Origin of the sequence: Pseudomonas sp. MWU347, from assembly GCF_017947305.1 — a bacterium.
Taxonomy (GTDB): domain Bacteria; phylum Pseudomonadota; class Gammaproteobacteria; order Pseudomonadales; family Pseudomonadaceae; genus Aquipseudomonas; species Aquipseudomonas putida_A.
Genome location: NZ_JAFGZB010000006.1, coordinates 310033 through 323274, shown reverse-complemented (window position 1 = coordinate 323274; position 13242 = coordinate 310033). Strand labels below are relative to the sequence as shown.

The window sequence follows — 13242 nt, the reverse complement described above, 5'->3', positions numbered from 1 at the left end:
TTAATTCAAGCGACTGACCTGTTGCGTCCTACGCGACGGTATTTTTTCTTACAACATGTGAGGAATCGGCTCAATTGACCGGACACGATCCTTGATTCACCTTGTGCAGGTGGTATCAATTTTCGATTCAACAACACAAGGATGTGCAGGTAATGATTGGATACACCCTCGGAGCTGTTGGCAGTCTGGATGACGGGAAGGCCGGTGCGCTTACACTTGAAACAGCCGATGGACATTTCCATGCCAAGCCATGAAGCCAGAATTGCAAATAGTCCGGTTGCCCCTCTGGACGAAAGTCGCGCCAGTCACAAATCCGATTTCAGAAAGAACGCCAGAACCGCTGGAGAAGTTGATATGGAACCGCGCGTGACCGAACTGGAAACCCACCTCAAATACATTCGTCGGGATATGGACGAAGTTCGCGGGGATGTAAAGACCATCAAGCACCGTCTCGCCTATTCGGCGGGTGCGACGGCGGTGGTCCTGGGACTGCTGGGATGGGTTGCCAACAGCCGGTTCGATCAGTTGGTCACACTGATGAGCCATTGACAGAGGAATGCAGGCATCGACGCGGTATCGGTCGAGCCTGCAATTACCGGAAGCGGATCAGCCGAGCAGGTCACTCAGGGGAATGAACCCGACCTCATCGCCTTCTACCAGCGTGCGGCCTTCCAGCACCTCTACCAGACCATCCGCCCAGGCCGCGCTGCGCAGCACACCGGAGCTTTGATTGCGGTAGATGATCGCCCGCCCCTGCTCGAGACGACCGCGCAGGTATTCGCGCCGATTGCCGGCCACAGGCCAGACAAAACCTGCCGGAACCGTAAACTTCAGAGGTTCGACATCCTGTACGCCCTGACGCCGCAGCAAGTAGGGCCGCGTGAGCAGAGCAAAGGTCACCAGCGTCGAAGCGGGGTTGCCCGGCAGGCCGATGACCGGCACCTTGCGAAAATGGCCAACTGTCAGCGGCTTGCCCGGTTTGATGGCTAGTTTCCACAGCGCCAGCTCGCCCTCTTCCCGCAATGCGATGCCAAGAAAATCCGCTTCACCGACCGACACGCCTCCGGTCGAGAGAATCAGGTCGACACCCTGCAAGCCGCCAAGGCGCGCCCGCGTGGTCGCCAGATCGTCCGGAAGAATACCGGCATCAATCACTTCACAACCCAGGCGCTGCAGCCAACTGCACAACACCACCCGATTACTGTTGTAGATCTGCCCCGGCCCCAGCGGCCGGCCCGGCTCAACCAGCTCATCGCCGGTGGACAGCACCGCCACTCGGACCTTGCGCACCACATTCAGCCCGGCACACCCCAGCGACGCCGCCAGACCTTGTTCGATCGGTCCCAGCCGGGTACCTGCAGCCAGAATCAACTCACCCATCGTGGTTTCCTGGCCTTGCGGGCGAATGTTCTGGCCGACGCTCATGGTTTCGATGAAACGCACGCTGCCATCGTCCTGAACTTCGGCGTTCTCCTGCATTTCCACGCAATCGGCCCCGGCAGGCACTGGCGCACCGGTGAAGATCCGCGCACAGGTACCGGGCTTCAACGGTTCAGGCGCCTGCCCGGCAAAGACTTTCTGGCTGACCGGCAGCGGTGCGCCGGTCCAGTCGGCCAGATTCAGGGCATAACCATCCATGGCGCTATTTGGCCAGGGTGGCAGGTCCAGGGTCGAAACCAGGTCCTCGGCGAGCACCCGCCCCTCGACTTCGGCCAAGGGCAGAAACTCGCGTTCGACAATCGGCGAGGCTTCAGCCATCTCCAGCAGGCGGGCCAACGCTTGCTCGACAGGCATCAGGCTGCCGGTCTTGCCCGGCTTACCCACGGGATTCACAGGGCGCCGCCTGTTTCAGGTGAGGGACGAAGTTGCACGGACGGTGCCGCGAATCCAGCTGTTCGGCGAGAATGCCGTCCCAACCGGTGCGCACCGCATTGGTCGAACCTGGCAGGCAGCACACCAGTGTGCCATTGGCCAGGCCGGCCAGTGCCCGCGACTGCACGGTCGAAGTACCGATATCGGCCACCGAGATCTGGCGGAACAGTTCACCGAAGCCGTCAACCTGCTTGTCGAGCAGACAAGCCACGGCTTCAGGCGTGCTGTCACGCCCGGTGAAACCAGTGCCGCCGGTAATCAACACGACCTGCACGACGTCCTCGGCAATCCAGTGGGCAACTTGCGCGCGGATCTTGTACAGGTCATCTTTGAGCAGGACCCGTTCGGCCAAGCGGTGACCGGCAGCAGTCAGGCGGTCGACGAAGACCTGGCCTGAGGTGTCGGTTTCCAGGGTTCGGGTATCGCTGACAGTCAGCACCGCAATGTTCAGCGGCGCAAAAGGTACATCGGCCTTGGCTTTCATTAGGCTCGTCCAGTTGTAGGAGAAACAGCCCGGTGTTATATCACAGCGCCTGAATTTTTCGCCGCCCCGCTGGAGAGCTGCCATGACCTCGAATACGCCATTGCCCCCCTGCTCCATTCTGCTCCTGGCAGGCGGACGCGGCCAGCGCATGGGCGGCCAGGACAAAGGGCTGGTTGAATGGCAGGGTGAGCCGCTGATTGCGCATTTGCAGCGCAAGGTCCGACCGCTGACTGACGATCTGATCATCTCCTGCAATCGCAATCACGAGCGTTATGCAGCCTACGCCGATCAATTGGTCAGCGATGAGCAAGGCGATTTTCCCGGTCCCCTGGCCGGCATCCTCGCCGGACTCAAGGCAGCCCGCCAGCCACACCTGCTGGTCTTGCCCTGCGATGTGCCGCGAATCGACGCCGCGCTGTTGCAGGACATGCGTGAAACCGCCGGCCTGTTTCCTGAAAAACCTTTAATGTTGCGTCACGACGACCACTGGGAACCCCTGCTGTGTGTAATTCCCGTCGCCCTGTTGCCCGCCTTCGAAACCGCGTGGAACGCCGGCGAACGCAGCCCCGGCCGAATCATGCGCAATCTCGGCGCGACTGCCCTGCAATGCCCCGACAATGACCCGCGCCTGGCCAACCTGAACACCCCCGAACTGTTAAATGCGCATAACACTGTGTCAGACTGACAGCATTCAAGGAACTCTCACGCCTTGTACACGTCTCAAGCTCAGTAACCAAAGTATTCCCATTCGGAGACACACCCATGACTCAACGGACCCTCGCCACTTTCATGCTCGCACTGGGCCTGGCAACTCTCGCTGGTTGCTCGTCGCCAACAGTGATCACCTTGAATGACGGTCGCGAAATCCAGGCCGTCGACACCCCGAAATACGATGAAGATTCGGGCTTCTACGAGTTCAAACAACTCGACGGCAAAGAGACCCGCATCAACAAGGATCAGGTTCGTACCGTTAAAGAGCTGTAAGCTTTACGTCGACACCAGATACAGAAAAGCCCGCATTAATGCGGGCTTTTTCATGGGTGCGGGGAAGTGAATGGCGTCACCACTGCAGGGTGATCTGACTTTCGAACTCGCGTTCTTCGCCGGTGACCGGGTCGACAAACCGCAGCCCCTGTGCCAACAGCTTCAACGGATTGGCATAGTCATCCTCAACGTCTTTCAACACATCCGGGTAGAACGGATCGTTACAGATACTCGCCCCTAGCGCGGTCATATGCACCCTTAGCTGATGCTTCTTGCCAGTCACCGGGTACAGGCCGTAGCGCCACAGATCACCATTCTTTTCCCGGACTTCCACCGCCGTTTCAGTATTGGCGACACCTGGGCCTTCCTGCATGCGGAAGAACGGTTCGCCGTCGATCAGGCGACTTTTATGCACGAGGGGAAATTCCAGTTCCGGCAGCGCACGGGCGATCGCTTCATAACGTTTATCGATCTGCCGCGTAGGGAACAACGACTGATAAGCCGAGCGGGTTTGCGGGTTGGCGGAAAAGATCACCAGCCCTGCCGTGTGCCGGTCAATGCGGTGCAGCGGCACCAGATGCGGATTATCGAGGCGACGGATCAGACGGCGCAGCAACGTCTGTTCGACGTACTCGCCGGCCGGTGTCACCGGCAGGAAGTGCGGCTTGTCCGCCACCACCAGATGTTCGTCCGCATACAGGATCGACTCGACCACCGGGATCGGTTTTTCATCCGGCACTTCACGGAAGTAGTGAATACGCAGGCCTTCCTTGTACGGCAGATCCAGCGCAATCGGCTGTCCCTGCCCATCCAGTACCCGGCCCCGGGCGATCCGGTCCAGCCATTGCTCGCGACTGATCGCACTGAAATGCTCACACAGGCAATCAAGGACGGTAGGCCAACTGCCCGGAGGAAGGTAAAGGGTGCTGGCCTGATTCTGCGCAGCGGAAAACGTTGGTGTGGACATACGGAAATTCGAACCCTCAATGCAGGCCGGCATTATCCAACACTGAGCGCAACGAACCTAGCGCAGAATCTGCGGCCCGCTCAGGCCGGAATCGACTTGAGCGCCGCGGCTTCGGTGAACTCCTTGAGCCAGCGCAGCACATCGACCGCCTCCCAGCGCCCCGGGTCATACAAGGCGTACAGCAAGCCCTGATAACCGACCACATCCAGCTGCTTGTGATAACCGGCACGCTGGAACAGCGCCTCGATCTCGGCAAAACAGGTGTTGAAATGCAGTTTGTTGAAAGGCGTCTTGCCCTCCGTGACCAGCCCGTCCAGGCGCAACTCGAGGACCGCCTCGCGCACCACGTCAACCGACATCCGGTTCACGCTGTTCTTCAACTGTTCGACATTGACCACGGTTCGTCCCTCTGACTGCCGGATTCACCTGCTCAAGTCATGCAAAGCAGCAGGCCAACCCAATTACTGTATGCACATACAGTAACCGAATAAACCACAGAGTGCCAAGGGAAGGATGCACGGTCACGACCGGCGGAAAGCCATGTCGCGTCACCGAAGAAAAGGCTCAGCGCAGGAATGCCACGACCTGATCGGCATTGAACGGCCAGCTCAGCTCCGCACCATTATCAACACGGCGCAGCACCGGAATCCGCAGGCTGTAAGCCTCGAACCAGGACTCATCGTCGGCAATATCCACCAGTTCGACCAGCAGACCGTGCTCGACGAAAGGCATCAACTCGGCTTCTGCCAACTCACACAAATGGCATCCCAAGGTGCCGAACAACTGACATTCAGGAGGCATGATCGCTCAACCGGAAAAATGAGCATTCATTCTAGGCCTGCCTCGAAAACCCGTCGAGCCGCTGCCGCCCAAAGGCCCGAGCACGGCAACCAGTACGCAAAACCCTGACGCAAATCAGTCCAGAGAAAAGCCAATCAGGCCATGCTCCCGCGCTTTTTGCCTCTACGCTTGAGAAGCCTGAGCCTGACATCGGAGTGTCTTGTGTTTGCCAACCTGTTGATCATCCTCGCCTCATCCCTGGTGATGATTGCCCTGTTTCGCCGCCTGCGCTTGCCGCCGGTGCTGGGCTATCTGTGCGTGGGCCTGATGGTGGGGCCGACCGCGTTCAACTGGGTCAACGAGAGCGAGCACCTGCCGGACGTGGCCGAGTTGGGCGTGGTGTTTCTGCTGTTTTCGCTGGGCCTGGAGTTTTCCCTGTCGAAAATGATCGCGCTGCGCCAGGTGGTGTTTCGCCTGGGCAGTCAGCAGGTATTGCTCAGCACCGGGGTGCTCGGGCTGGTGCTGATCCTGCTGGGCATGCCGCTGGCCCCGGCAATGTTGCTCGGGGCCGGGCTGTCGTTGTCGTCGACGGCGATTGTCACCAAGGAGTTGAGCAGCCTGGGCGAAGTGTTCAGCAGCCACGGGCAGAACGCGGTCGGGGTCTTGCTGTTTCAGGACGTGGTCGCGGTGTTGTTGCTGACCCTGGTGCCAGTGTTCGCCGGGAGCAGCACGCAAGCCTGGTACTGGGCCTTGCCATTGACGCTGGTGAAGACCGTGGTGCTGTTTTTCGGTCTGCTGCTGGCCAGCCGCTGGTTGCTGCCACGGCTGTTCCACGAAGTGGCGGCCTCGCGCTCGGCGGAATTGTTCGTCCTGCTGGCGCTGGTGATTGTGCTGCTGACCGCCTGGCTGACACACCTGCTGGGCCTGTCCCCTGCCCTTGGCGCATTTCTCGCCGGCATGCTGTTGGGCGAGAGCCACTATCGCCATCAGATCGAGGCCGACATCCGGCCGTTTCGCGACATCCTGCTCGGGGTGTTTTTCGTCAGCATCGGCATGCTGATCGACCTGCAACTGTTCGTCAGTCACAGCCTGCTGATTCTCGGCCTGACCCTCGGTCTGATGCTGATCAAAGGCACGGTCGTCGCGCTTTTGGTGAAGTGGCGCGGCAGCGATCACGAAACTGCCTGGCGCAGCGGCCTGGCGTTGGCGCAGGGCGGGGAATTCTGCTTCGCATTGATGGCGCAGATGCAGCAAAACCGCATGCTGCCTGACGAACTCGGCGGCCTGCTGCTGGCGGCGACGTTCTGCTCGATGTTGCTGACCCCGCTATTGTTGCGCGGGGCACCGAAAATTGCCCTGCGCCTGCATCGCAAGCCGAATCAGGAGGCGCAAATCGAGGAAATCAGCGCCCTCAATGCCGGTCTGGATCAACATGTGGTGATTTGCGGCTACGGGCGCGTTGGCCAGTCCATCGGCCGCTTCATGCGCAATGCCAATCAACCTTACATCGCGTTGGACAACGATCCGGTGCGCGTGCAGGAAGCCGCGTCCGAGGAAAGTGATGTGCATTATGGCGACTCATCGCGCGGTGACTTGCTAACGGCCATCGGATTGTTGCGCGCGAAACTGCTGGTGATCGCCGTGGATCAGAGCGATGTCAGTCTGCGAATTCTCAAGGAAGCGCGCCGGCTCAATGCGCGGATACCGATTCTGGTGCGCACCCGCGATGACAGCCAATGGGCTGAACTCAAAGCGGCCGGCGCCACCGAAGTGGTGCCGGAGTTATTGGAGTCGAGCCTGATGCTCGCCTCCCACGCCTTGATCATGCTCGGTCTGCCAGCTCATCAGGTACAGGAGAAAGTCGACCAGGTGCGCATCAATCGCTATCGCCTGTTGCATGGCTTTTACCCCGGCACCGACGACAAGGAAACTTAGTCCTGACTGACCGCGCCGATCTTGTGCAGCGACAGGTCGGCGCCGTAATACTCTTGTTCCTGACTCAGGCGCAGGCCGTGCAAGGCCTTGATCACGCCGTAAACGGCGAATCCGCCGAGCAATGCGACCACCACACCGAGCGCAGTGCCGATCAACTGACTGATCAGGCTGACGCCACCGAGGCCACCCAGCGCAGTCTGGCCGAAGATGCCGCAAGCGATCCCGCCCCACACCCCGCACAAACCGTGCAACGGCCAGACGCCGAGTACATCGTCGATACGCCATTTGACTTGCGCGGCGGTAAAGCACCAGACAAACAGTGCACCGGCAATCGCGCCGGTCACCAGCGCACCCACCGGGTGCATCAGGTCGGAACCGGCGCAGATCGCCACCAGCCCGGCCAACGGACCGTTGTGCAGGAAGCCCGGGTCATTGCGCCCGACGATCAGCGCCGCCACCGTGCCGCCGACCATGGCCATCAGCGAGTTGACCGCCACCAGACCGCTGACGCCCTGCAAGGTCTGCGCGCTCATCACGTTGAAGCCGAACCAGCCGACAATCAGAATCCACGAGCCCAGCGCCAGAAACGGAATGCTCGACGGCGCGAACGCCACCAGCCGCCCTTCGCGATAACGGCCGTTACGCGGGCCGAGCAGCAAAACCGCCGCCAGTGCCAGCCAGCCGCCCATGGCGTGCACCACCACCGATCCGGCGAAATCATGGAACGCCGCGCCAAAGCGCGCCGTCAGCCAGGCCTGCAGACCGAAGTTGCCGTTCCAGACCATGCCCTCGAAAAACGGGTAGATGAACGCCACGATCAGCGCCGTTGCACACAACTGCGGAACGAAGCGCGCACGCTCGGCAATCCCGCCGGAGATGATCGCCGGAATTGCCGCTGCAAACGTCAGCAGGAAGAAAAACTTCACCAGACCGTAACCGTGATCGGCACTCAGCACCGCCGCCGGTTGCATGAAGGTGACCCCATAGGAGATCCAATAGCCTATAAAGAAATAGGCCAGGGTCGAAACGGCAAAGTCGCTGAGGATCTTCGACAGTGCGTTGACCTGGTTTTTCTGGCGCACCGTGCCGACTTCAAGGAAGGCGAAACCGGCGTGCATCGCCAGCACCATCACCGCACCGATCAGAATGAACAACGTGTTGGAGCTGTGAACCAGCGTGTCCACAGCGCTTTGCAGATTTTCCATAAAGAGGCAGACCTGAAGGCTAAAAAGGCACCAAAGCGGTTCGCGCGGACAATTCATGCACCAAGTTGCGACCGGTCGGTCTGCGCAATGAAGCTGCGATGAACCGGTTTGGCGCACAAGGTCGATGTCCTGACACGAACCAGGATTATTTGAGTTAAGGTTTTGCTGCATGTACGCCCGCCAACAGCGCACGGCGGCAGCAGAACGCACCACGACATAGCAAAAGCTGTACCAGTCATTTGTACTGAACCTTCGCGCAAGGCTCATACTCGAACGCTTTAGACGTCACTTACGGAGATCCACCCATGGCCAGCATCAAGGCAAAGACTGCTCAAGAAATCCTGATGAACGACTTCCAGACTCTGGTCGCCGACACCGAGCGGCTGCTCGAACACACCGCGTCCCTGGCGGGCGATCAGGCCGATGAGCTGCGTGATCAGATCCACGACAGCCTGCTGCGCGCCCGGGAAACCCTGAAGCTGACCGAAGACACCCTGCGTGATCGCGGCCAGGCTGCCGTCACCGCCACCGAAGATTATGTGTCGGCCAACCCTTGGCAATCAGTGGGTATCGCCGCCGGCGTGGGCTTTCTGATTGGCCTGCTGGCCACTCGGCGCTGATCATGTCGATCGGCGAATCCGGCCTGGGGTCGGGCACCTCCTCTTCCACGCGGCGTCTGGGCGCCGCTGTTCTCGGCTTGCTGCACAGCCATGTCGAACTGTTCGGCATCGAATTGCAGGAGCAGAAATCACGCACCGTCAGCCTGTTGCTGTTCGCAGGGCTGGCGCTGGTGTTTGCCCTGCTGTTGCTGGTGGGTCTGTCGACGCTGGTGCTGATCGTGTTCTGGGATACCTATCGTCTGGCAGCGATCATCGGCCTGTGCGTGTTCTACACCCTGGCGGCCGCTTTCTGCGGGCTGCGTCTCAAGGCAGCAGTCTTCGATGAATCCTCGCCCTTCCACGGCACGCTGGAAGAATTGGCCAATGATCGGGAGCGCCTGCTGCCATGAGCCTGCCTGAACTGCCACACAACAGCTCGCGCCGGGAAATGCGCAAGGCGCTGATCCGCCTGCGCATGGAAATGCATCGTCAGGAAATCCGCCACGAAGCCGGGCAAGTGCTGCAGCCCTTGCAGCGCATGCGCGGCATGACGCAAAACCTGCAAGGCGGCTTCGGCATCAAGCACGCGCCGCTTTGGGGCGTGGCCGCCGTCACCCTGCTGGGCTTCATCACCGGCAAAGGCGCAAAAAGCGGCGGTGTTGGCGGGCTGACCCGGCTGATACGGCTGGGCACCAGCCTCGGGCCACTGATCAAACTGGTCATGCAGAGTTCGGGCAAACGCTAAGCCGACGCATCTGGCTACATTCTTGCAATATCCGCGGGATGAACCTCTTTACCCGGAGGTTCAATCCCGCGCGCCTACCCGGTCGGCGGGGTTCATCCAGAACAAGAACGACTAAGGAGGCCCCGTGATCGACGGGCAACCGCTCGCCTGCTTTCAACCTTTCATCGATACCGCCACCGGACGTATTGCAGGCGTCGAAGCATTGGGTCGCCTGCGCCAGCCTGACGGCCAACTGGCCTCGGTCGGGCCGTTGTTTGCCGACCCACGCACACCCGCCATCGCCCTGCGCCGGCTCGACCGGCAGATCCGCGACAACGCCCTGAGCCGACTGCATGAAGCCCCCGCCGAGTGGTTTCTCAGCCTGAACATGTCGCCGCGCTGGATCAGTCGCCTGCGCGCCGATCAACCGCTGCCCAGCCTCAAGCAGATGCTGCGCCACGGCGTCGATCCGCAACGCATCGTGTTCGAGATCACTGAACTGGGCGGCAATGGTCAGCGTCTGGCCGAAGTGGTCGCGCGCTATCGCGAGGCCGGAGCGCGGATCGCTATCGATGACTTCGGCGCCGGTTACTCGCAGCTCGATCGGGTGCTGGCGTTGCAGCCGGACATTCTCAAACTCGACATGCGCCTGTTTCAGGCCGCCGCGTTGGGCGGGCCGAGCAGTGACGTGGTCAAGGCTCTGGCGCAAATGGCCGAAAAAACCGGCTGCTGGATCATCGCCGAAGGCGTGGAAACCGAGGCCCAGCTCAATTTCGCCCTGGAATGCGGTTCGCGCTACGTTCAGGGTTTCCTGTTCGCCCGGGCGCAGGAGGCGTTTTATCCGACCGACGCCTTCGTGCAGCGCTTCGCCGAACTGCGCCAGCGTTACGTTCGGCAGAAACTGGCCGAACGCGGGCGCCTGATGCAGATGCGCCAGCAACTCGGCGAACTGATGGCGATCCTCCAGAGCTGGGCTCAGGCCCACGCGCCGCTGAGTGCGCTGCCGCAACTCGAAGCCTTCCCGTGGTTGCTGCGGTTCTACCAATGCGACCGTCACGGCACCCAACTCACGCCCAACCTCGAATGGCGCAACAACGGCTGGGTCGCCGATAACCGCTATCTGGGCCACAACTGGTCATGGCGTCCGTACTTCTATCATTTGCTCGCCGAAGGCTGGGAAGAGCGGCGCCTGACCCTGTCCAGCACCTACCGCGATGCCACCAGCAACCAGTATTGCCTGACCGCCGGGCAGTTCTTCGATAACGGCGAGCGCCTGCTGCTGATCGATATTGATGCCGCGGGCTTGTAGTTCCGCTTGCAGGTGTGTGGCTGAACCGGGAAGCTAGGGCAACAGTCATCCCAGTCACCGACGGAGAGAACCAGCCTTGGATTGGCAGACCCTGCTCAACCGCGAACGCCTTGGAAAACCGCTGCACAGCCCGCAAGAGCTTGGCCGCAGCCCGTTCCACAAAGACCACGACCGCATCATCTTCTCCGGTGCCTTCCGCCGTCTGGGCCGCAAGACCCAGGTGCATCCGGTGTCGAGTAACGACCACATCCACACCCGCCTGACCCACTCGCTGGAAGTCAGCTGCGTCGGGCGCTCGCTGGGCATGCGCGTCGGTGAAACCTTGCGCAGCGCCCTGCCCGACTGGTGCGACCCGAGCGATCTGGGCATGGTCGTGCAATCGGCCTGCCTGGCCCATGACATCGGCAACCCGCCGTTCGGCCACTCCGGTGAAGATGCGATTCGGCACTGGTTCCAGCAGGCGGCCGGGCGCGGCTGGCTCGACGGCATGAGCGAAGCCGAGCGCGGTGACTTCCTCAATTTCGAAGGCAATGCGCAAGGCTTCCGGGTGCTGACTCAGCTGGAGTATCACCAGTTCGACGGCGGTACCCGCCTCACCTACGCCACCCTCGGCACCTATCTGAAGTATCCGTGGACCGCACGTCACGCCGACTCGCTGGGCTACAAGAAACACAAGTTCGGCTGCTATCAGAGCGAACTGCCGCTGCTGGAGCAGATCGCCCACAAGCTCGGCCTGCCACAACTGGAAGACCAGCGCTGGGCGCGCCACCCATTGGTGTACCTGATGGAGGCTGCCGACGACATCTGCTACGCGCTGATCGACCTCGAAGACGGCCTGGAAATGGAGCTGCTGGAGTACGCGGAAGTCGAATCGCTGCTGCTCGGTCTGGTGGGAGACGATCTGCCGGAAACCTATCGCCAGCTCGGCCCGCAGGATTCGCGTCGACGCAAACTGGCGATCCTGCGCGGCAAGGCCATCGAGCACCTGACCAACGCCGCTGCCCGGGCATTCGTCGAGCAACAGGATGCGCTGCTGGCCGGCACCCTGCACGGCGACCTGGTGGAACACATGCACGGCCCGGCCAAACGCTGCGTACTCAACGCCAAGGACATCGCCCGCAAGAAAATCTTCCAGGACAAGCGCAAGACGCTGCATGAAATCGGCGCCTACACCACCCTGGAAATCCTTCTCAACGCGTTCTGCGGCGCGGCCCTGGAGCAACATGGCGGCCGCACGCCGTCGTTCAAGAGCCGCCGGATCCTCGATCTGCTGGGCAACAATGCGCCGGATCCCCATGGCCCGCTGCACACCTCGTTCCTGCGCATGATCGACTTCATCGCCGGGATGACCGACAGCTACGCCAGTGACATGGCGCTGGAAATGACCGGGCGTTCCAGCCACTGACAGAAAAAATTGCTCAACCGGGTCAGGCAACTGCCCGGATGAGCGATACCTCGATTGAACCGGTTCTCTGGTCTCAGGCAAACGGATCGACTGAAAGGTAAATCCGTTTAACAGCCAACTACGCAAACAAAACCTTGTTTATTCAAGGTTCGACAAGCAACTTAAAACATTCAGATAAACAAATCAGCACAACACTTCCTTACGCGACACAGAGTTTGGTCGTAGTCGGTTTCCTTTTAGTGCGTAGGACTTATCCTATATTGCCGCAACAGCCCCGGGAGTTCATGCGGCAGCTCATTTATCTGAGCTAAGGTGCGCCCTTTATTCGCGCACGTATGGGATTTGATTATGAACTCCGTTTTTATTGTCGATGATCACCCCGTCATCCGACTTGCCGTTCGAATGCTGCTCGAGCATGAAGGTTACAAGGTCGTCGGCGAAACCGATAACGGGGTCGATGCCATGCAAATGGTCCGCGAATGCATGCCCGATCTGATCATCCTTGATATCAGCATACCCAAACTCGACGGCCTGGAAGTTCTCGCCCGGTTCAACGCCATGGGCACCCCGCTCAAAACCCTGGTACTGACGGCGCAATGCCCGACGCTGTTCGGCATTCGCTGCATGCAGTCCGGTGCATCCGGTTATGTCTGCAAAGAGGAAGACTTGAGTGAACTGGTCAGTGCGATCAAGGCGGTACTTTCCGGTTACAACTATTTCCCCAGCCAGGCATTGAATCCGGTACGCCTCGACGACGTGCGTTATGCCGAACTGGAGTTATTCAAATCCGTCAACGACCGCGAGCTGATGGTCCTGCAATTATTTGCCCAGGGACGCACCAACAAGGAAATAGCCAAGGGCATGTTTCTCAGTAACAAGACAGTCAGTACCTACAAAAAACGCCTGATGCAAAAACTCAAGGCCAGATCTCTGGTGGAACTGATCGAGATGGCCAAACGCAACGCGCTAGTGTGAGAG

16 protein-coding genes are annotated in these 13242 nt (G+C 60.3%); 10 read left to right on the top strand and 6 right to left on the bottom strand.

The window, feature by feature from the left end; all coding sequences use genetic code 11:
* Positions 1–240: 240 nt before the first annotated feature.
* Positions 241–549, top strand: coding sequence for a hypothetical protein (locus KCG87_RS15640; RefSeq protein WP_171061883.1), 309 nt, complete (start codon positions 241–243; stop codon positions 547–549).
* 57 nt (positions 550–606) lie between these two features.
* On the opposite strand, the gene glp is transcribed toward KCG87_RS15640, so the two are convergent.
* Positions 607–1794, bottom strand: coding sequence for a gephyrin-like molybdotransferase Glp (gene glp, locus KCG87_RS15635; RefSeq protein ID WP_210558435.1), 1188 nt, complete (start codon positions 1792–1794; stop codon positions 607–609).
* Between the two features lie 22 nt (positions 1795–1816).
* A complete protein-coding gene (moaB, locus tag KCG87_RS15630) occupies positions 1817–2356 on the bottom strand; it encodes a molybdenum cofactor biosynthesis protein B (protein ID WP_003226719.1) in 540 nt (179 codons plus the stop codon).
* Positions 2357–2438: 82 nt separating this feature from the next.
* On the opposite strand from moaB, the gene mobA reads away from it, so the two are divergent.
* Together mobA and KCG87_RS15620 are read left to right on the top strand one after the other, a co-directional pair.
* Positions 2439–3041 (top strand): molybdenum cofactor guanylyltransferase MobA, encoded by a 603-nt coding sequence (gene mobA / locus KCG87_RS15625; RefSeq protein ID WP_134787001.1) that lies wholly within the window; start codon positions 2439–2441, stop codon positions 3039–3041.
* Between the two features lie 77 nt (positions 3042–3118).
* Entirely contained in the window at positions 3119–3340 is a 222-nt protein-coding gene (locus KCG87_RS15620) for a YgdI/YgdR family lipoprotein (RefSeq protein WP_003226722.1), read from the top strand.
* Between the two features lie 76 nt (positions 3341–3416).
* Here KCG87_RS15620 and KCG87_RS15615 read toward each other — a convergent pair whose 3' ends face one another.
* The 3 genes from KCG87_RS15615 to KCG87_RS15605 all read right to left on the bottom strand — a co-directional run bounded on the left by KCG87_RS15615 (position 3417) and on the right by KCG87_RS15605 (position 5108).
* Positions 3417–4307 carry a pseudouridine synthase gene (locus tag KCG87_RS15615; RefSeq protein ID WP_135296283.1) on the bottom strand — a complete coding sequence of 297 codons (891 nt, stop codon included), beginning with the start codon at positions 4305–4307 and terminating at the stop codon, positions 3417–3419.
* 80 nt (positions 4308–4387) lie between these two features.
* Positions 4388–4705 carry a transcriptional regulator gene (locus tag KCG87_RS15610; RefSeq protein WP_003226726.1) on the bottom strand — a complete coding sequence of 106 codons (318 nt, stop codon included), beginning with the start codon at positions 4703–4705 and terminating at the stop codon, positions 4388–4390.
* 166 nt (positions 4706–4871) lie between these two features.
* Positions 4872–5108, bottom strand: a complete 237-nt coding sequence (locus tag KCG87_RS15605; protein ID WP_098964882.1) for a glutaredoxin family protein — start codon at positions 5106–5108, stop codon at positions 4872–4874.
* Positions 5109–5309: 201 nt separating this feature from the next.
* On the opposite strand from KCG87_RS15605, the gene KCG87_RS15600 reads away from it, so the two are divergent.
* Positions 5310–7022, top strand: coding sequence for a monovalent cation:proton antiporter-2 (CPA2) family protein (locus KCG87_RS15600; RefSeq protein WP_098964883.1), 1713 nt, complete (start codon positions 5310–5312; stop codon positions 7020–7022).
* Here the strand turns inward: KCG87_RS15600 and KCG87_RS15595 are convergent.
* The gene (locus KCG87_RS15595) at positions 7019–8227 is read right to left on the bottom strand and encodes an ammonium transporter (protein WP_027613424.1); all 1209 of its coding nucleotides are present in this window, start codon (positions 8225–8227) and stop codon (positions 7019–7021) included. The two genes, KCG87_RS15600 and KCG87_RS15595, sit on opposite strands and share 4 nt — an antisense overlap.
* 305 nt (positions 8228–8532) lie before the next feature.
* Here KCG87_RS15595 and KCG87_RS15590 point away from each other — a divergent pair, with 305 nt between their 5' ends.
* The 6 genes from KCG87_RS15590 (at position 8533) to KCG87_RS15565 (ending at position 13239) form a co-directional block, all read left to right on the top strand.
* Positions 8533–8847: a DUF883 family protein gene (locus KCG87_RS15590; protein WP_003226733.1), complete on the top strand. Its 315-nt coding sequence runs from the start codon at positions 8533–8535 to the stop codon at positions 8845–8847.
* A gap of 2 nt (positions 8848–8849) precedes the next feature.
* Entirely contained in the window at positions 8850–9236 is a 387-nt protein-coding gene (locus tag KCG87_RS15585) for a phage holin family protein (protein ID WP_027613425.1), read from the top strand.
* The gene (locus KCG87_RS15580; RefSeq protein ID WP_027613426.1) at positions 9233–9571 is read left to right on the top strand and encodes a hypothetical protein; all 339 of its coding nucleotides are present in this window, start codon (positions 9233–9235) and stop codon (positions 9569–9571) included. Before KCG87_RS15585 ends, KCG87_RS15580 begins: the two co-directional genes overlap by 4 nt.
* Positions 9572–9695: 124 nt before the next feature.
* Positions 9696–10859 (top strand): EAL domain-containing protein, encoded by a 1164-nt coding sequence (locus KCG87_RS15575; protein WP_096794968.1) that lies wholly within the window; start codon positions 9696–9698, stop codon positions 10857–10859.
* Positions 10860–10935: 76 nt separating this feature from the next.
* Entirely contained in the window at positions 10936–12264 is a 1329-nt protein-coding gene (locus tag KCG87_RS15570) for a deoxyguanosinetriphosphate triphosphohydrolase (RefSeq protein WP_003226741.1), read from the top strand.
* Positions 12265–12612: 348 nt separating this feature from the next.
* Positions 12613–13239, top strand: a complete 627-nt coding sequence (locus KCG87_RS15565) for a response regulator transcription factor (protein ID WP_027613428.1) — start codon at positions 12613–12615, stop codon at positions 13237–13239.
* The last annotated feature ends 3 nt before the right edge of the window (positions 13240–13242 follow it).